Origin of the sequence: Klebsiella sp. MPUS7, from assembly GCF_009905335.1 — a bacterium.
GTDB classification, from domain to species: domain Bacteria; phylum Pseudomonadota; class Gammaproteobacteria; order Enterobacterales; family Enterobacteriaceae; genus Klebsiella; species Klebsiella grimontii.
Window position 1 is genome coordinate 361,908 of the sequence record NZ_CP047604.1, and the last position, 19,127, is coordinate 381,034.

At 55.6% G+C, this 19,127-nt stretch carries 17 protein-coding genes; 14 read left to right on the forward strand and 3 right to left on the reverse strand.

The features are described 5' to 3' along the window. Positions 1–144: 144 nt before the first annotated feature. The 5 genes from ugpB to ugpQ all read left to right on the forward strand — a co-directional run bounded on the left by ugpB (position 145) and on the right by ugpQ (position 5,122). Positions 145–1,461 carry a sn-glycerol-3-phosphate ABC transporter substrate-binding protein UgpB gene (ugpB, locus tag GUC22_RS01655; RefSeq protein ID WP_004870193.1) on the forward strand — a complete coding sequence of 439 codons (1,317 nt, stop codon included), beginning with the start codon at positions 145–147 and terminating at the stop codon, positions 1,459–1,461. Between the two features lie 122 nt (positions 1,462–1,583). Then, positions 1,584–2,471, forward strand: coding sequence for a sn-glycerol-3-phosphate ABC transporter permease UgpA (gene ugpA / locus GUC22_RS01660; protein ID WP_098362998.1), 888 nt, complete (start codon positions 1,584–1,586; stop codon positions 2,469–2,471). Continuing rightward, positions 2,468–3,313 carry a sn-glycerol-3-phosphate ABC transporter permease UgpE gene (gene ugpE, locus GUC22_RS01665; protein WP_098141370.1) on the forward strand — a complete coding sequence of 282 codons (846 nt, stop codon included), beginning with the start codon at positions 2,468–2,470 and terminating at the stop codon, positions 3,311–3,313. The genes ugpA and ugpE overlap by 4 nt, the downstream gene beginning before the upstream one ends. 1 nt (position 3,314) lies before the next feature. Continuing rightward, positions 3,315–4,385 carry a sn-glycerol-3-phosphate import ATP-binding protein UgpC gene (locus tag GUC22_RS01670; RefSeq protein WP_004126131.1) on the forward strand — a complete coding sequence of 357 codons (1,071 nt, stop codon included), beginning with the start codon at positions 3,315–3,317 and terminating at the stop codon, positions 4,383–4,385. Next, positions 4,382–5,122 carry a glycerophosphodiester phosphodiesterase gene (ugpQ, locus tag GUC22_RS01675; protein WP_049087628.1) on the forward strand — a complete coding sequence of 247 codons (741 nt, stop codon included), beginning with the start codon at positions 4,382–4,384 and terminating at the stop codon, positions 5,120–5,122. Before GUC22_RS01670 ends, ugpQ begins: the two co-directional genes overlap by 4 nt. A gap of 23 nt (positions 5,123–5,145) precedes the next feature. Here the strand turns inward: ugpQ and GUC22_RS01680 are convergent, their stop codons facing one another. Beyond that, positions 5,146–5,466: a DUF2756 family protein gene (locus tag GUC22_RS01680; protein WP_004870201.1), complete on the reverse strand. Its 321-nt coding sequence runs from the start codon at positions 5,464–5,466 to the stop codon at positions 5,146–5,148. Between the two features lie 121 nt (positions 5,467–5,587). Here GUC22_RS01680 and ggt point away from each other — a divergent pair, with 121 nt between their 5' ends. Beyond that, on the forward strand, positions 5,588–7,330 hold the full coding sequence (gene ggt / locus GUC22_RS01685) for a gamma-glutamyltransferase (protein WP_098141368.1): 1,743 nt from the start codon (positions 5,588–5,590) through the stop codon (positions 7,328–7,330). A gap of 50 nt (positions 7,331–7,380) precedes the next feature. Here the strand turns inward: ggt and yhhY are convergent, their stop codons facing one another. Both yhhY and GUC22_RS01695 read right to left on the reverse strand, forming a co-directional pair. Next, positions 7,381–7,872 (reverse strand): N-acetyltransferase, encoded by a 492-nt coding sequence (gene yhhY / locus GUC22_RS01690; protein WP_082237861.1) that lies wholly within the window; start codon positions 7,870–7,872, stop codon positions 7,381–7,383. Positions 7,873–8,120: 248 nt separating this feature from the next. Continuing rightward, positions 8,121–8,759, reverse strand: a complete 639-nt coding sequence (locus GUC22_RS01695) for a bactofilin family protein (RefSeq protein ID WP_049090189.1) — start codon at positions 8,757–8,759, stop codon at positions 8,121–8,123. Positions 8,760–8,990: 231 nt separating this feature from the next. Here GUC22_RS01695 and GUC22_RS01700 point away from each other — a divergent pair, with 231 nt between their 5' ends. The 8 genes from GUC22_RS01700 to asd all read left to right on the forward strand — a co-directional run bounded on the left by GUC22_RS01700 (position 8,991) and on the right by asd (position 18,917). Next, positions 8,991–10,028, forward strand: coding sequence for an oxidoreductase (locus tag GUC22_RS01700; protein WP_004870212.1), 1,038 nt, complete (start codon positions 8,991–8,993; stop codon positions 10,026–10,028). Between the two features lie 121 nt (positions 10,029–10,149). Then, positions 10,150–10,845, forward strand: coding sequence for a pirin family protein (locus tag GUC22_RS01705; protein WP_024359821.1), 696 nt, complete (start codon positions 10,150–10,152; stop codon positions 10,843–10,845). A 114-nt stretch (positions 10,846–10,959) separates the two neighbouring features. Beyond that, positions 10,960–11,955: a gluconate operon transcriptional repressor GntR gene (gene gntR / locus GUC22_RS01710; RefSeq protein ID WP_004106498.1), complete on the forward strand. Its 996-nt coding sequence runs from the start codon at positions 10,960–10,962 to the stop codon at positions 11,953–11,955. Between the two features lie 180 nt (positions 11,956–12,135). After that, positions 12,136–12,666: a gluconokinase gene (gntK, locus tag GUC22_RS01715; protein WP_004126110.1), complete on the forward strand. Its 531-nt coding sequence runs from the start codon at positions 12,136–12,138 to the stop codon at positions 12,664–12,666. Further along, positions 12,666–14,006 carry a gluconate transporter gene (gene gntU / locus GUC22_RS01720; protein WP_004126107.1) on the forward strand — a complete coding sequence of 447 codons (1,341 nt, stop codon included), beginning with the start codon at positions 12,666–12,668 and terminating at the stop codon, positions 14,004–14,006. The genes gntK and gntU overlap by 1 nt, the downstream gene beginning before the upstream one ends. A 144-nt stretch (positions 14,007–14,150) precedes the next feature. Then, a complete protein-coding gene (locus GUC22_RS01725; protein WP_004870224.1) occupies positions 14,151–16,250 on the forward strand; it encodes a RecQ family ATP-dependent DNA helicase in 2,100 nt (699 codons plus the stop codon). Beyond that, on the forward strand, positions 16,247–17,452 hold the full coding sequence (locus tag GUC22_RS01730) for a DNA-processing protein DprA (protein ID WP_024359822.1): 1,206 nt from the start codon (positions 16,247–16,249) through the stop codon (positions 17,450–17,452). The genes GUC22_RS01725 and GUC22_RS01730 overlap by 4 nt, the downstream gene beginning before the upstream one ends. A gap of 358 nt (positions 17,453–17,810) precedes the next feature. Continuing rightward, positions 17,811–18,917 (forward strand): aspartate-semialdehyde dehydrogenase, encoded by a 1,107-nt coding sequence (asd, locus tag GUC22_RS01735; RefSeq protein ID WP_004126104.1) that lies wholly within the window; start codon positions 17,811–17,813, stop codon positions 18,915–18,917. Positions 18,918–19,127 lie beyond the last annotated feature (210 nt).

The following is a 19,127-nucleotide window of genomic DNA, read 5'->3' on the forward strand; positions in this document are numbered from 1 at the left end:
CACCGTTTCATCATGTTTTTGCCAATTTATTGTAATATTTTTGTAATGCAATAGTTATTTTTCTGTCATTCGAGCATGTCATGTTACCCCCGCGAACATAAAACGCGTGAAATCGCGCATCCGGAACAACAAGAGAGATAACCGATGATATCGTTACGACATACAGCTTTAGGACTGGCGCTCAGCCTGGCATTTGCCGGACAAGCCCTGGCGGTAACCACTATCCCGTTCTGGCATTCGATGGAAGGGGAGTTGGGGAAAGAAGTTGATTCACTGGCGCAACGTTTCAACGCAGCCAACCCGGACTACAAAATTGTTCCGGTATACAAAGGCAACTACGAACAGAGCCTGAGCGCCGGCATCGCCGCCTTCCGTACCGGCAATGCGCCGGCTATTCTGCAGGTTTATGAGGTCGGCACCGCGACGATGATGGCCTCTAAGGCGATAAAGCCGGTCTATCAGGTGTTCAGCGATGCGGGCATTCAGTTTGATGAAACGCAGTTCGTGCCTACCGTCTCCGGTTATTACACCGACTCCAAAACCGGCCATCTGCTCTCCCAGCCGTTTAACAGCTCCACGCCGGTGCTGTACTACAACAAAGACGCCTTTAAAAAAGCCGGTTTAGACCCGGAACAGCCGCCGAAAACCTGGCAGGATCTGGCGGCGTATACCGCGAAGCTGAAGGCCGCCGGGATGAAGTGCGGCTACGCCAGTGGTTGGCAGGGCTGGATCCAGATTGAAAACTTCAGCGCCTGGCACGGCCTGCCGGTCGCCACTAAAAACAACGGCTTCGACGGTACCGATGCGGTACTGGAGTTCAACAAGCCAGAGCAGGTGAAGCATATCGCCCTGCTCGCAGAGCTGAACAAGAAAGGCGACTTCAGCTACTTTGGGCGCAAAGACGAGTCAACCGAGAAGTTCTATAACGGCGACTGCGCCATCACCACCGCTTCCTCCGGCTCGCTGGCGGATATCCGTCAGTATGCGAAGTTCAACTATGGCGTAGGCATGATGCCGTACGACGCCGACGTGAAGGGTGCGCCGCAAAACGCCATTATCGGCGGGGCCAGCCTGTGGGTGATGCAGGGTAAAGACAAAGAAACCTATACCGGGGTCGCCAAATTCCTCGATTTCCTGACTAAGCCGGAAAATGCCGCCGAATGGCATCAGAAAACCGGCTATCTGCCGATTACCACCGCCGCTTACAACCTGACCCGCGAACAGGGTTTCTATGATAAGAACCCCGGCGCCGATATCGCGACGCGCCAGATGCTGAACAAGCCGCCGCTGCCGTTCACCAAAGGTCTGCGCCTGGGCAATATGCCGCAGATCCGCACCATCGTTGATGAAGAACTGGAAAGCGTATGGACCGGTAAGAAAACGCCTCAGCAGGCGCTGGACGCGGCCGTTGAGCGCGGTAATCAGCTGCTGCGCCGTTTCGAGCAGTCAACGAAGTCGTAATCTTATAGCCAGCCCCTCACCCTCTCCCCGCCGGGGAGAGGGGATCGCCCGGAGCCGTCTTTTCACCCTCATCCGTTTAGGGAGAGGGCCGGGATGAGGGGAAACCAACTCAGAGTTTAACTATGTCATCATCCCGTCCGGTGTTCCGCTCGCGTTGGCTGCCCTATCTGCTGGTCGCGCCGCAGCTGGTCATCACCGTCATCTTTTTTATCTGGCCCGCGGGCGAAGCGCTGTGGTATTCGCTGCAGAGCGTCGATCCGTTTGGGCTCTCCAGCCAGTTTGTCGGCCTGGATAACTTTTTAGCCCTCTTCCAGGACCCGTACTACCTGGACGCCTTCTGGACCACCATTAAGTTCAGCACGATGGTTACCGTCAGCGGCCTGCTGATCTCGCTATTTTTCGCCGCGCTGGTGGATTACGTGGTGCGCGGCAGCCGTTTCTATCAGACGCTGATGCTGCTGCCCTATGCCGTTGCGCCCGCGGTGGCGGCGGTGCTGTGGATCTTCTTGTTCAACCCCGGCCGCGGGCTAATTACCCATCTCCTCGGTGAGATGGGCTACGACTGGAACCACGCGCAGAACAGCGGCCAGGCGATGTTCCTCGTGGTTTTCGCCTCGGTGTGGAAGCAGATTAGTTACAACTTCCTGTTCTTCTTCGCCGCGCTGCAATCGATTCCTCGCTCGCTGGTAGAAGCCGCCGCCATTGACGGCGCCGGCCCGGTTCGCCGCTTCTTCAGGCTGGCGTTGCCGCTGATCGCCCCGGTGAGCTTTTTTCTGCTGGTGGTCAATCTGGTGTACGCCTTCTTTGATACCTTCCCGGTTATCGATGCCGCAACCGGCGGCGGGCCGGTTCAGGCGACGACGACGCTGATTTATAAGATCTATCGTGAAGGTTTTGCCGGGCTCGACCTTTCCGCTTCCGCCGCCCAGTCGGTGGTGCTGATGTTCCTCGTCATTATTCTGACGGTGGTGCAGTTCCGCTACGTTGAAAGAAAGGTGCGCTACCAATGATTGAGAACCGTCGCGGGCTGACGATTTTCAGCCACACCATGCTGATTTTAGGGATTGCGGTCATTCTGTTCCCGCTGTACGTCGCCTTTGTCGCGGCGACGCTGGACAGTAAAGCGGTCTTTGACACGCCGATGACGCTGATCCCCGGCGGGCATCTGCTCGAAAACATGAAATTTATCTGGGTGAACGGCGTAGGAGCCAACAGTGCGCCGTTCTGGCTGATGATGCTCAACAGCTTCATCATGGCCTTCGGCATTACGGTGGGTAAAATTACGGTCTCGATTCTCTCCGCTTTCGCCATCGTCTGGTTTCGTTTTCCGCTGCGCAATCTGTTCTTCTGGATGATCTTTATCACGCTGATGCTGCCGGTTGAGGTGCGTATTTTCCCGACGGTGGAAGTGATCGCCAACCTGAAAATGCTCGACAGCTATGCCGGGCTTACGTTGCCGCTGATGGCCTCGGCCACCGCGACCTTCCTGTTTCGCCAGTTCTTTATGACCCTGCCGGACGAGCTGATTGAAGCGGCGCGTATCGATGGCGCGTCGCCGATGCGCTTCTTCCGCGACATCGTGCTGCCGCTGTCGAAAACCAACCTGGCGGCGCTGTTCGTCATCACCTTTATCTACGGCTGGAACCAGTATCTGTGGCCGCTGCTGATCATTACCGACGTGAATCTCGGCACGGCGGTCGCGGGCATCAAAGGGATGATCGCCATCGGCCAGGGCACCACGCAGTGGAATCAGGTGATGGCGGCGATGCTGCTCACGCTGATTCCTCCGGTTGTCATCGTTTTAGCCATGCAGCGCGCGTTTGTGCGTGGTTTAGTGGATAGTGAGAAATAAAATGGCAGGACTTAAGCTACAGGCAGTAACCAAAAGCTGGGATGGCAAAACCCAGGTGATCCAACCGTTGACGCTGGACGTCGCGGACGGCGAATTTATTGTGATGGTGGGCCCCTCGGGCTGCGGAAAATCAACTCTGCTGCGCATGGTGGCGGGTCTGGAGCGGGTCACCAGCGGCGATATCTGGATCGACCGCAAGCGCGTCACCGAAATGGAGCCGAAAGATCGCGGCATTGCGATGGTGTTCCAGAACTACGCCCTCTATCCGCATATGAGCGTGGAAGAGAATATGGCGTGGGGCCTGAAAATTCGCGGTTTGGGTAAAGGATTAATTGCTGAGCGCGTCCAGGAGGCGGCGCGCATTCTGGAGCTGGATGGCCTGCTGAAGCGCCGTCCGCGCGAGCTTTCCGGCGGGCAGCGCCAGCGCGTGGCGATGGGGCGGGCTATCGTACGCGACCCGGCGGTATTTCTGTTTGATGAGCCGCTCTCCAACCTTGATGCGAAACTGCGCGTGCAGATGCGTCTTGAACTGCAGCACCTGCATCGTCGGCTGAAAACCACCTCGCTGTACGTGACCCACGATCAGGTGGAGGCGATGACCCTCGCGCAGCGGGTGATGGTGATGAATAAAGGCGTTGCCGAGCAGATTGGCACACCGGTTGAGGTCTACGAAAAACCGGCCAGCCGCTTTGTGGCGAGCTTTATCGGCAGCCCGGCAATGAACCTGCTGGAAGGCCGGGTCAGCGACGACGGTAGCCGCTTCGAGCTTGCAGGCGGGATGCTTTTACCGATCAACAGCGAACATCGCCGCTATGCCGGGCGTAAGATGACGCTGGGTATCCGTCCGGAACATTTTGCATTAAGCTCCCAGGCGGAAGGTGGCGTACCGCTGGTGATGGATACGCTGGAAATTTTAGGCGCCGATAACCTCGCCCACGGGCGCTGGGGTGAGCAGAAGCTGGTGGTCCGGCTGCCGCACCAGCAGCGACCGCAGGCGGGCAGTACCCTGTGGCTGCATCTGCCGCAGGAAAGTCTGCACCTTTTTGATAGTGAAACAGGACAACGCGCATGAGTCACTGGCCTTATCCCCCTATCGTCGCCCACCGCGGCGGCGGTAAACTGGCCCCGGAAAATACCCTGGCGGCTATCGATACCGGCGCTCGTTACGGCCATACGATGATTGAGTTTGATGCGAAGTTATCGAAAGACGGGCAGATTTTTTTACTGCACGACGACAATCTCGAACGCACCAGCAACGGCTGGGGCGTGGCGGGCGATCTGACGTGGAGCGATCTGCTGAAAGTGGATGCCGGCAACTGGTACAGCGGCGAGTTCAAAGGCGAGCCGCTGCCGCTGCTGAGCGAGGTCGCGGACCGCTGCCGTCTGCACGGCATGATGGCGAATATCGAAATTAAACCGACCACTGGTACCGGTCCGCTGACCGGTAAAGCGGTAGCGCTGGCGGCGCGTGAGCTCTGGCAGGGCATGACCCCGCCGCTACTCTCGTCGTTTGAAATCGATGCCCTGGAAGCCGCGCGGGAAGCCGCCCCCGAGCTGCCGCGCGGGCTGCTGCTGGATGAGTGGCGGAACGATTGGCGCGAACTGACCGCGCGCCTCGGCTGCATCTCTCTTCATCTCAACCATAAGCTGCTGGATGAAGCGCGCGTGGCGAGCCTGAAGGCCGCGGGCCTGCATATTCTGGTGTATACCGTTAACAAACCGCAGCGCGCCGCCGAGCTGCTGCGTTGGGGCGTGGACAGCATCTGCACCGATGCGATTGACGTCATCGGCCCCAACTTCCCGGCGTAATCTGCGCCTGCGTCAGGCGGCCCTTACGGGGTCGTCTGGCGCTGCAGCATCCCACCGTTGGTGTTTGGCAGAGGCTGCTGCCGGTTCAGGTTGTCATTCTGCTGTACCCGCTGCCGGTCGTTATTCAACTGCGTCTGCAGATGCTGCTGCTGCGCGCGCGACTGGTTCTGAATACTCTGTTTCAGATTGTTTTGCTGCTGCATTTGCTGGGTTTGCATCTGATTTTGCATCCGCTGCTGGCTGGGCACCACGTACCCCGGCTGATTGGGGTTATTGTCGATATTGATCGGCTGCGCCAGGACGCTCAGCGGCAGCAGCGCCGCCAGATATAACATAGCTTTCATTGTTCTCTCCTCCCTTTCATGGGATCTCTTAAGTTTACCCTCTTTCCGGCACAACAATGATTTTTTAAGACTTATCATCCAGGATTATGGGTAAATAAAAACATCATTCAGGAGTATGACAATGATAAAAACAACGTTCTGGCGTCAGGTGGTTATCGCTGCGTTGCTGGCGGGCGGCAGTTTTACCGTCGCGGCAAATCCCGCTCCTCCGCCGGTGTCTTATGGTGTAGAGGAAGATGTTTTTCATCCGGTCCGCGCTCAGCAGGGGATGGTGGCCTCGGTGGACGCGCTGGCAACGAAGGTCGGCGTGGATATTCTGCGTCAGGGCGGCAACGCGGTGGATGCCGCCGTGGCGGTGGGCTACGCGCTGGCGGTTACCCATCCGCAGGCCGGTAATATCGGCGGCGGCGGCTTTATGATGCTGCGTACCAAAGACGGTAATACCACGGCGATCGACTTCCGCGAGATGGCGCCGGAACAGGCTACCCGCGATATGTTTCTCGACGACCAGGGCAACCCGGACAGTAAGAAATCGCTGACCTCGCATCTGGCTTCCGGTACGCCGGGTACCGTGGCCGGCTTCTCCCTGGCGCTGGAGAAATACGGCACGATGCCGCTCAACAAAGTGATTCGCCCGGCGATTAAGCTGGCCGAAGAGGGCTTCACGGTCAACGATGCGCTGGCCGATGACTTGAAAACCTACGGTAGCGAAGTGATCCCCGACCATGCCAACAGCCGGGCTATCTTCTGGAAAAACGGCGAGCCGCTGAAAAAGGGCGATAAGCTGGTGCAAAAACAACTGGGGAAAAGCCTGGAACTGATTGCCGAGCTGGGACCGGACGCGTTCTATAAAGGCGTGATTGCCGACCAGATTGCCGCTGAGATGAAGAATCACGGCGGGCTTATCACCAAAGCGGACCTGGCGAATTACAAAGCGGTCGAACGTACGCCGGTGAGCGGCGAATATCGCGGCTACCAGGTGTTCTCAATGCCGCCGCCTTCATCCGGCGGCATTCATATCGTGCAGATCCTGAATATCCTGGAAAACTTCGATATGCATAAGTACGGCTTCGGCAGCGCCGATGCCATGCAGGTGATGGCGGAAGCTGAAAAACACGCCTATGCCGACCGTTCGGAATACCTTGGCGATCCGGACTTCGTCAAAGTGCCGTGGCAGGCGCTGACCAGCAAAGCGTACGCCAAATCGATTGCTGAACAGATTGATATCAATAAAGCGAAGCCGTCGAGCCAGATCCGTCCCGGCAAGCTGGCGCCGTACGAAAGCAATCAGACCACCCATTTCTCGGTGGTGGATAAAGACGGTAACGCCGTTGCGGTGACCTATACGCTGAATACGACCTTTGGCACCGGCATCGTGGCGGGGAACTCCGGCATTCTGCTGAATAATCAGATGGATGATTTCTCGGCTAAACCCGGCGTGCCGAACGTCTACGGGCTGGTGGGCGGTGACGCCAACGCCGTCGAGCCGAAAAAGCGCCCGCTGTCGTCGATGTCGCCAACGATTGTGGTGAAAGATGGCAAAACCTGGCTGGTAACCGGTAGTCCCGGAGGCAGCCGCATAATCACTACCGTACTGCAGATGGTGGTGAATACCATCGATTTTGGAATGAACGTCGCGGAAGCCACTAACGCCCCGCGCTTCCATCATCAATGGCTGCCGGATGAACTGCGGGTGGAGAAGGGATTCAGCCCGGATACGCTGAAGCTGCTGGAGAGCAAGGGGCAGAAAGTGGCGGTGAAAGAGGCGATGGGCAGCACCCAGAGTATTATGGTTGGCCCGGACGGCACGCTGTACGGCGCATCCGATCCGCGTTCCCCGGATGATTTAACGGCAGGGTATTAGGTTTACCCTCACTCCGACCCTCTCCCTGCCGGGAGAGGGTTAGTTGAGCGTCACCCCTTCAGCCGCGCCATAAAGTAGGCATCGACATATTCGCCGTTGCGCAGGGCGTATTTCTTGCCGGTCCCTTCGACAATAAAGCCAAATTTGCGGTAAAGCGCTACCGCGGAGGGATTATCCGTAAACACGGTTAACTCGATACGCTCGACGCGCAGCCAGTTATCACAGAGATTAATCATCTCGCGCATCAGCGCGCTGCCTACCCCACGACCGTGCGCCTGCGCGGCAACGCTAACGCCGAAGGTCGCGACGTGACTGCGGCGAGGATTGGGCTCCACGCTGAGCTTAAGATGGCCCACCACCTTTTCGTCGATTGTCGCGACCAGATGACGGCTACCGGGTTTCGGTTGCAGGCGTTCCTGCCACATTTCCATAGAAGGATGAGGAAGCTGTAGCGTGTCGTGATAGACCTCCGGAAGCGCAGTCATCTGGCGTAAAGGTTCCGCATCCCGTGGCTCGGCGTGGCGTATCACTATGTCGCTCATTCTTCATTTTCCTTTTTGGGTTAATCGTCCCTTTAAACATCACTGACTTTAAAAAAGGGATCAACGACTATTTTTTGCAAAAAGGAGTAGACAAGTGCGAATGAGAATGATTATTATTGCTCTGCATTCAGGGAGACCCTTGCGGAAAGCCTGAAAGCACGACATTGCTCACATTGCTTCCAGTATTACTTTAGCCAGCCGGGTGCTGGCTTTTTTTTTGCTTTTTTTCCGCCGCGCCCGGATGGCTGCTACTGCGCCTCAATCTTATCTTTAGTTTCAATAGCGGTATCCGCGATAAACCCCACGACGTTGCTCTTATCTGCCGCCGGCAGCAGTTCTGCCTGGCCGGAAAAAACACCGCCCTTTTTGATGGTCAGCGTGCGGTAGGCCAACGTGCCGGTAACGTTGCCGTTCTTATCGATTTCAATCGTCTCGCTGTGGCACTGGCCGATCACGCAGCCGTCGATAACCAGCTCGCGGCAGGTGATATTCCCCTCTACCAGACCGCCGGTCATGATCTTAATTTGACTCTCGCGCGCGTCGATATTGCCGCTTACGGTGCCGTAAATATCGACGTCTCCCTCGGCGATAATGTTTCCGTCAAAGCGGATACCGCTGGCGATAACCGTGGTGGCCGGTTTTCGGGCCACGGCGGATGGAGATTCACCGTTGAGTACCGCTGTATTCACCGCCGGTGGCGTAGCTTCAATGATTTTGTTTTTTTTAAACATATGGTTAATCCGCTGATATTGAAAATGAAAAACGAAGGAGGATAAGGAGAAAGAGCCCGATAGCCAGGCCAGATACGTGGATTCGAAGCACCAGGCCATCAGGCCAAGCAGCCAAAAGAGAAGGGCGCTATTTAAGGCGATATATTTGCTTTCCATGCGAACGAGATGGCTACTCCTTTAGTCATCGTATTTTGGGAAACGGTGGGCGCGCTGGATAAAAAACGTTCTTTTCCCGAGGGGTCCTCTTATCCAGAATTTAGCCTGCAGGGTCAATAAATTTGCGCGCTAAATTTAACATTTAAGAATTTGTCACACTCATTGAAGGGATAAGTTTGCAGCCAGCTTGCGCTATGGTTAACAGCAGAGACCTTAAATAAGGATAGCGTTATGACTTTGCACTGCGCATTTATTGGATTTGGCAAAAGCACCACCCGCTACCATCTTCCCTATGTCCTGCATCGAAAAGACCGCTGGCACGTGGCGCATATCTATCGCCGCAGCGCAAAGCCGGAAGAACAGGCACCGCAGTATTCGCACATCCACTTCACCAGCGACCTCGACGAAGTGCTTAACGACCCGCAGGTCAAACTGGTGATTGTCTGCACCCACGCGGACAGCCATTTTGCCTATGCGAAACGAGCGCTGGAGGCGGGCAAAAATGTGCTGGTTGAAAAGCCCTTTACCCCGACGCTTGAGGAGGCAAAAACGCTATTCGCCCTGGCGAAAAGCAAGGGACTGACGGTCACGCCGTACCAGAATCGTCGTTTCGACTCCTGCTTCCTGACCACTAAGAAAGTGATTGAGAGCGGAAAGCTTGGCGAGATCGTCGAGATTGAAAACCATTTCGACAACTATCGTCCGGTAGATGGAGGGAAGCCCGGGCTGCCTCAGGACGGCACGTTTTACGGCCTGGGCGTCCATACCCTGGACCAAATTATCTCCCTGTTCGGTCGCCCGCACCATGTCTCTTACGACATCCGTAGCCTGCGCAACAAAGCCAACCCGGACGATACCTTTGAGGCCCAGCTGTTCTACGGCAACCTGAAGGCGATTGTCAAAACCAGCCATCTGGTGAAGCTGCCCTACCCAAAATTCATCGTCCATGGCCATAAAGGTTCGTTTATTAAATACGGTATCGACCAGCAGGAGACCAGCCTGAAGGCCAATATTATGCCGGGCGAGCCGGGATTCGGCGCGGATGAGACGGTTGGCCTGCTGGAGTACGTCAATGAGGCGGGTGAAACCGTACGGGAAGAGATCCCGCTTGAAAGCGGCGACTATGGGCGGGTCTATGATTCGCTGTATGAAACCCTGGTTAACGGTCAGCCAAATTTCGTCAAGGAATCTGAAGTTCTCACAAACCTGGAGATCCTCGAACGCGGCTTTGAACAGCCATCACCTGCCACAATTACCCTTAGCCGATAAGCCATCATGGCTCCTCTGTACTCATTCATATTTTTTGAACAGAGGAGTCAATTTTCACCCTCTATGATCGTTTGGCGATTGGGTCCACACTGAGTCCATCGAAAACATACGGGGGTGCAACATGATCTATTTACGCAAAGCTAACGAACGCGGCCACGCTAACCACGGCTGGCTGGATTCCTGGCATACTTTCTCTTTCGCGAACTATTACGACCCTAACTTTATGGGCTTCTCGGCGCTGCGGGTAATCAATGACGACGTGATTGATGCCGGCCAGGGCTTCGGTACCCATCCGCACAAGGACATGGAAATCCTGACCTACGTGCTGGAAGGCGCCGTTGAGCACCAGGACAGCATGGGGAATAAAGAGCAGGTGCCGGCGGGCGAGTTCCAGATCATGAGCGCGGGTACCGGAGTTCGTCACTCTGAGTACAACCCAAGCGCCACGGAAAAACTGCATCTGTACCAGATCTGGATTATGCCGGAAAAAAATGGCATCACGCCGCGCTACGAACAGCGCCGCTTTGACGCCGCGCAGGGCAAACAGCTGGTACTGTCGCCGGATGCTCGTGAAGGTTCGCTGAAGGTGTACCAGGATATGGAGCTGTACCGCTGGGCGCTGCTGAAAGATGAGCAGTCGGTGCACCAGATTGCCGCTGAACGTCGGGTGTGGATCCAGGTGGTGAAAGGTGAAGTCACCATCAACGGAACGAAAGCCACCACCAGCGATGGCCTGGCAATTTGGGACGAGCAGGCGATTTCCGTACACGCCGACAGCGATAGCGAAATTCTGCTGTTCGATCTGCCGCCCGTCTGATCGTTCTCCGATCGGGTCTAAATAAATTGCGCAACCTTCCCGGATGTTAGGGAAGGTTGCGCTTTGTCCGTGATAAACTGGGAAAATGTTTCCCCGTTGATCGCAGTCAGGACGATGAAAAAGAAAAGACCCGTACTTCAGGATGTAGCCGATCTTGTCGGCGTGACCAAAATGACGGTCAGTCGCTATTTACGTAACCCGGAACAGGTTTCCGAAGCGCTGCGTGGCAAGATAGCCGTTGCTCTCGATGAACTGGGTTATATTCCTAATCGCGCCCCTGACATCCTCTCTAATGCCACCAGCCGCGCCATTGGCGTGTTGTTGCCCTCGTTAACCAACCAGGTTTTCTCAGAAGTGCTGCGCGGTATTGAAAGCGTGACTGACTCTTTCGGTTACCAGACGATGCTGGCGCACTACGGCTATAAGCCGGAAATGGAAGAAAAACGTCTGGAATCCATGCTCTCCTGGAACATTGACGGCCTGATCCTCACCGAACGAACCCACACGCCGCGCACCCTGAAGATGATCGAGGTCGCAGGGATCCCGGTCGTGGAACTGATGGACAGCCAGTCGCCGTGTCTCGATATCGCCGTCGGCTTTGATAACTTTGAAGCGGCCCGGCAGATGACCGCGGCGATTATCAATCATGGCCACCGTCACGTAGCCTATCTTGGCGCACGTCTTGATGAACGTACTATCATCAAACAGAAGGGGTACGAGCAGGCGATGCTTGATGCCGGGATGACGCCCTACAGCGTGATGGTTGAGCAGTCTTCCTCTTATTCCTCGGGGATTGAGCTGATGCGCCAGGCGCGTCGTGAATATCCGCAGCTTGACGGCATATTCTGTACCAACGATGACCTTGCGGTCGGCGCGGCGTTTGAGTGCCAGCGCCTGGGGCTGAAAATCCCTGACGATATGGCGATTGCCGGTTTCCACGGCCACGATATCGGCCAGGTGATGGAGCCGCGTCTGGCCAGCGTGCTGACGCCGCGCGAGCGGATGGGGCGGATTGGCGCAGAACGTCTGCTGGCGCGGATACGCGGTGAAGCGGTGACGCCTAAGATGTTAGATTTAGGTTTCACATTGTCACCGGGCGGATCTATTTAAACTGACAAATTTGAAGTAGATCACACATATTCACATCTGGCACGAATGGTTATTGCTTCTCCACAACTCCGGCATGACAATGTTACCGATAACAGTTACCCGTAACAATCAATCTGTACGCCAGTATTTCACGCCGTTAAACGCTGCCAGCTGCGCGTATGTGTCCAGTGGGAGGAAGCTTTGAGCACGACTAACCATGATCACCACATCTATGTCCTGATGGGCGTTTCCGGCAGCGGCAAATCCGCTGTCGCCAGCGAAGTGGCGCATCAACTGCACGCCGCGTTTCTCGACGGCGACTTTCTGCATCCGCGCAGCAACATCAACAAGATGGCTTCCGGCGAACCGTTAAATGACGATGACCGCACCCCGTGGCTGCAGGCGCTGAACGATGCCGCGTTTGCCATGCAGCGTACCAATAAAGTGTCGCTGATTGTCTGCTCCGCCCTGAAAAAGAGCTATCGCGACATCCTGCGTAAAGGCAACCCGAACCTCTCTTTTATCTACCTGAAAGGCGATTTCGAGGTTATCGAACAACGTCTGAAGGCGCGTAAAGGCCACTTCTTTAAAACCCAGATGTTGGTTACGCAGTTTGAAACGCTGCAAGAGCCGGGCACGGATGAAAACGATGTTTTAATCGTCGATATCGACCAGTCATTGGAAGGCGTGGTCGCCAGCACCATTGAGGTGATCAACAAAGGCAGTAAATAGTGAGTACATTAACGCTTGTTTTAACAGCAGTCGGCTCCGTTTTGCTGCTGCTGTTTTTAGTGATGAAGGCGCGTATGCATGCCTTCGTGGCTTTGATGGTGGTTTCTATTGGAGCAGGGCTTTTTTCCGGAATGCCGTTGGACAAGATCGCGGCGACGATGGAAAAAGGCATGGGCGGCACGCTGGGCTTTCTGGCTATCGTCGTCGCGCTAGGGGCAATGTTCGGGAAGATCCTGCATGAAACCGGCGCGGTCGACCAGATTGCCGTCAAGATGTTGAAATCTTTCGGCCATAGTCGCGCCCACTATGCAATAGGCCTGGCCGGCCTTATCTGCGCGCTGCCGTTGTTTTTCGAAGTGGCGATCGTGCTGCTGATCAGCGTGGCGTTCTCAATGGCGCGTCATACCGGTACCAACCTTGTGAAGCTGGTGATCCCGCTGTTTGCCGGGGTGGCCGCCGCGGCGGCGTTCCTGCTGCCGGGGCCTGCGCCGATGCTGCTGGCATCGCAGATGCACGCCGACTTTGGCTGGATGATCCTGATTGGCCTGTGCGCCGCGATCCCGGGGATGATTATTGCCGGGCCGCTGTGGGGTAACTTTATCAGCCGCTACGTTGAGCTGCATACGCCTGACGATATTAGCGAGCCGCACCTCGGCGAAGGCAAAATGCCGTCCTTCGGCTTCAGCCTGGCCTTAATTCTGCTCCCGCTGGTGCTGGTTGGCCTGAAAACCATCGCCGCGCGCTTTGTGCCGGAAGGCTCTACCGCCTATGAATGGTTTGAGTTTATCGGTCATCCGTTTACCGCGATTCTGGTTGCCTGCCTGGTGGCTATCTATGGCCTGGCGGTGCGTCAGGGGATGGCGAAAGACCGGGTGATGGAGATTTGCGGTCATGCGCTCCAGCCAGCGGGCATTATTCTGCTGGTGATCGGTGCGGGCGGCGTGTTCAAACAGGTGCTGGTCGACTCCGGCGTGGGGCCGGCGCTCGGCGAAGCGCTGACCGGGATGGGCCTGCCGATTGCGATCACCTGCTTCGTGCTGGCGGCGGCGGTACGTATTATTCAGGGCTCCGCGACCGTTGCCTGCCTGACGGCCGTCGGTCTGGTCATGCCGGTTATTGAACAGCTGCACTACAGCGGCGCGCAGATGGCGGCGCTCTCCATCTGCATCGCCGGCGGCTCTATCGTCGTCAGCCACGTTAACGACGCGGGCTTCTGGCTGTTCGGTAAGTTTACCGGCGCGACCGAAGCGCAAACGCTGAAGACATGGACGATGATGGAAACTATCCTCGGCACCGTCGGGGCGATAGTCGGTATGATTGCGTTTACGTTGTTGAGTTAACCCTTGCCATACATAGCGCTACGAGCACGCTCGCAGCGCTACTCTTTCCTTTCCTTTTTAGCATCATTTCTTGATTTCAGTCATCTTCGTTTCTTTTCCCTTCCCGCTAAATGCGCATAAATTCATCTGAAAAGGCGCGTGATTATGGACAAATTCGGCGCAGAGCAGCTTTTGCAACGGATGCTGGCAAATCCTGCTGCAAGCTTTCGCGAAGGGCAATGGGAAGCTATTGATACTTTAGTTAATTATGGGCGAAAGTTGCTGGTTGTGCAGCGTACTGGGTGGGGGAAAAGCGCAGTCTACTTTATTAGTACGAAGATTTTCCGCGATCGCGGTAGGGGGCCAACAATAATAGTTTCACCCCTGCTGGCTTTGATGCGAAACCAGGTGCTGGCTGCGGAACGGCTGGGCATTCGGGCTGAAACGCTGAATTCAACGAACAGGGATGAGTGGCTGCTTATCACCCGACAGCTTGTCGCCGGCGAACTCGATTGCTTATTAATTTCACCTGAGCGGCTGGCGAATCAGGATTTCATTCAATCGGTTTTAGCGCCCGTAGGGGATCGCATTTCGATGTTGGTTGTGGATGAAGCCCACTGTATTTCTGACTGGGGGCATGATTTCCGCCCTGATTATCGACGTATTCTGGATATCCTGCGTCAGCTACCCGCTAATACACCTGTTCTGGGTACCACGGCTACGGCGAATCAGCGAGTCGTGACTGATATCCAACAGCAAATTGGCGACATCGTCATTCAACGAGGAACGTTATCGCGTAAAAGCCTGGCGCTGGATGTACTGACTTTGCGCGACCAGCCTTCACGGCTGGCCTGGCTGGCGGGCACGATCCCCGAATTTCCCGGCGCTGGCATCGTTTATACCTTAACGACGCGAGATGCCGATCTGGTCGCTCGATGGCTCAGGCAAAACGCTATTAATGCTCAGGCCTACTATAGCGGCGTGGTCCATCCAGGGTTTAATGATACCAACGCGACCAGAGAATATCTGGAGAATGCGCTACAGGGTAATGAGCTTAAGGTGCTGGTGGCGACGACCGCATTGGGAATGGGTTATGACAAACCGGATTTAAGTTTTGTCATTCATTATCAGGCTCCGGGGTCGATCGTGGGTTACTACCAACAGGTAGGGCGCGCCGGGCGTGGGATAGACCATGCATCAGGGATCCTGCTGACGGGAGAAGAAGATAGCGCGATTCATGATTATTTTCGCCAGTCCGCTTTCCCAACGCAAAGTCAGATTGCTGAGGTGTTACAGGTGCTTGAAAGCAGCGATGGGCTGACGCTTCGCGATATTGAAGCGCGAACTAACCTGCGCTACGGTCAAATTGAAAAAACGATCAAATTACTGAGTGTTGAATACCCTTCTCCGGTGTTGCTGGAGAACCGGCGCTGGTATCGCACGGCTGTACCATTTGCGTTCAACCAGCAGCGTATTGATCATCTCACCCGGCAGCGGGAGACTGAATGGCAGGAAGTCAGGCAGTATATCGCTACGGATGAATGCAAAATGGCGTTTATCCAACGCGCGCTGGATGAACCAACAACAGAACGTTGCGGGCAATGTAGCTCCTGCCAAAAGCATCATCTTTTAGATTATCGTGAAGATCGTTCTTTGCTTGAGTCGGCAAATCTCTTTCTTCAGCGTGCCGATCTCCCGCTGATACTGAACAGGCAGGTTGCTGCTGGGGCTTTCAGTACCTATGGCTTTCAGGGGAATTTTCCGGATTCGCTACGCGCTGAAGAAGGGCGCGTTTTATCACGATGGGGAGATTCCGGTTGGGGAGCGGAAGTCGCGAGAGATAAACATCGTGGCTTTTTTTCCGATAGTCTGGTTGCCGGGTTGGCTGAAATGATTTCTGACCGCTGGGCACCAAATCCGCCGCCGAGTTGGGTTTGCTGTGCGCCTTCTTTACAGCACCCCGAGCTTGTTCCTGATTTTGCCCGGCGTCTGGCGCAACTTTTAGAACTTCCTTTTGTTGATGCCATTGTTAAGGTCAGGGACAATCAGCCGCAGAAATTACAGCAAAACCGCTATCATCAGTGCCAGAATCTGGATGGCGTTTTTCAGGTAAACTCAGCGCTGCCGGATGGTCCTGTTCTTTTGGTTGATGACCTCATTGACTCTGGATGGACTATGACCGTACTTGCAGCACTGCTGCGTCAGGCCGGATGCGAAAAAGTGTATCCGGTAGCCCTTGCATCAACTTCGGTGAAAAATGGATGAACCTTACCGCGATCGCGCAAGCCACGCTTTTACTCACCTGTCACTTTTCGGCAGGGCAGGCGCATGAGCACCAGCCGTTAAGCCTTGCTGAGTGGGGAAGGCTGGCGCTTTGGTTAAGGCATCAGCGCATGTCGCCAGCGGATCTATTAACGCCAGAGGTCGGTATTCGGTTAGTGGCCTGGCAGGATCCGAAAATTCCCGTTACGCGGATTATCGGACTGTTAGCACGCGGTCATAGCCTGGCGCTGGCGCTAGATAAATGGCAGCGGGCAGGGTTATGGGTGGTCACGCGCGCTGACGAGGATTATCCGTGCCGTTTAAAAGCAACGCTAAAAAATGATTCGCCGCCGGTCATTTTTGGCTGTGGTAATCGTGCATTGCTGCAAAGCGGCGGGCTGGCGGTTGTCGGTTCACGCGCGGCGCTTCCTGATGATTTGCATTTTACGCAACAGCTCGCCAGCAAAGCCGCAGCGCAAGGGGTGAATATTGTTTCCGGCGGGGCCCGCGGCATTGATGAGTGTGCCATGATCTCTGCGCTCGAAGCAGGAGGAAGCGCGACCGGCGTGCTGGCGGATAGCCTGCTGCGGGCTTCAACCTCGGCAAAGTGGCGTAAGGGGCTTATGGATGGCAGGCTGGTGCTCATCTCACCTTTTTATCCGGAGGGTGGCTTCAGCGTTGCGAATGCGATGGCGCGAAACCGATATATTTACTCCCTGGCCGAAGCCGCGCTGGTTGTCCATGCGGGTACTAAAGGTGGAACCATCACCGGTGCAAAAGAGGCGCTAAAACATCGCTGGGGAACCGTCTGGGTAAAGCCCTCGGATGATCCTGAATCATCGAATGCGCTTCTGGTTCAACTGGGAGGCGCCTGGTGTAGTGAAGATGCCCTCGATATTGAACCGCAGCAGCTTTTATTACCGCAGCCTAACCCCCCCTCAGCCCTGTTGACTCAAAGCGTCGAGCAATATTCGCTTTATGAATCGCCCGCGGGGTATCACACCTCTTCTGATCCGTTTTATCAGCTCTTTCTGGCTGAAATGCGTCGGCTGGCACAACAGCCGGTTTCTCTGCAAAAGCTGAGCGAGGAGCTGAACGTGCTCCCTTCACAGCTACGTGAGTGGCTGGTTAGAGCCGAGCAGGAGAAAGTTATTAACAAGCTAACCGATCCGCAGCGGTATCAGATAAGCTTTGCATCCCGCTAAAACCTGCGTAATAAGAGATACGACAAACGTCATACGGCTCATAAACCCTTGCCACGCCTGGGTTTGTCGGGTTTGGTCAGGAAAGGTAAAACAACCGAATTTCTGCTGAAATCCATAATCCGGATCAATAAAATAGCGGCGGAAAATATTCCCTTCACCATGTAAATTCCCTGATAATTATTCGGGTATTCCGGGGTGCCAGTGACGGCGGCCATCAGGCAAAATTAGCTGCGTTACTGATTGCCTCGCAATCATTGATTAATTTCACTTGCGACTTTAGCTGCATTTTGTAATGTGAAGGACTAACCAGTAGGAAACTGGCCTGGAACAAACAGCACACACCTCGCAGGAATACGTTATGAAAAATGTTGGTTTTATCGGCTGGCGCGGAATGGTCGGCTCTGTCCTCATGCAACGCATGGTTGAAGAGCGCGATTTTGACGCCATTCGCCCTGTTTTTTTCTCCACCTCTCAGCTGGGGCAGCCTGCTCCATCCTTTGGTGGCAGTACCGGTGGCACGCTTCAGGATGCATTTGATCTGGAAGCGCTGAAGGCGCTGGACATTATTGTCACGTGTCAGGGCGGCGATTACACCAACGATATTTATCCGAAGCTGCGTGAAAGCGGCTGGCAGGGCTACTGGATTGACGCGGCCTCTTCGCTGCGCATGAAGGACGACGCCATTATCATTCTTGACCCGGTGAACCAGGATGTCATTACCGCAGGTCTGAACAACGGCGTGAAAACCTTTGTCGGCGGCAACTGTACCGTCAGCCTGATGCTGATGTCCCTCGGCGGCCTGTTTGCGCAGGATCTGGTCGAGTGGGTGAGCGTGGCGACTTATCAGGCGGCTTCCGGCGGCGGCGCGCGTCATATGCGTGAGCTGCTGACCCAGATGGGCCAACTACACAGCCACGTTGCGGCTGAGCTGGCGGATCCGGCCTCCGCGATCCTGGAGATTGAACGCAAAGTCACCTCGTTGACCCGCAGCGGCGAACTGGCGGTGGACAACTTTGGCGTTCCTCTGGCGGGCAGCCTGATCCCATGGATCGACAAGCAGCTGGATAACGGCCAGAGCCGTGAAGAGTGGAAAGGCCAGGCGGAGACCAACAAAATTCTCGCGACCGCCTCACCGATTCCGGTAGACGGCCTGTGCGTTCGCGTTGGCGCGCTGCGCTGCCATAGCCAGGCGTTCACCATCAAGCTGAAAAAAGAGGTTTCTATTCCGACCGTTGAGGAACTGCTGGCCGCGCACAACCCGTGGGCCAAAGTGGTGCCGAACGATCGTGATATCACGATGCGTGAGCTGACCCCGGCTGCCGTCACCGGCACCCTGACTACCCCGGTGGGCCGCCTGCGTAAACTGAACATGGGGCCGGAGTATCTGTCGGCCTTCACCGTGGGCGACCAGCTGCTGTGGGGGGCCGCCGAGCCGCTCCGCCGCATGCTAAAACAGCTGGCGTAGCCGTCACAAGATGGGAAAAGGGGTGTTGAAACACCCCTTTTTTTTGCGTAATACAAGGAGTAAACGCGAATGTTAGATTTTTCCCAACGGAGGTAACTCAGCCTTGGCTATGCTTTAAGTAAGGAGTCACGCTGTCTCCTTACCTGAAGGTGGGACGGAGCAGGGGGACGCATAACGTGCTGCGCCGTTCAGGTCAAAAAAAGTCGCCGG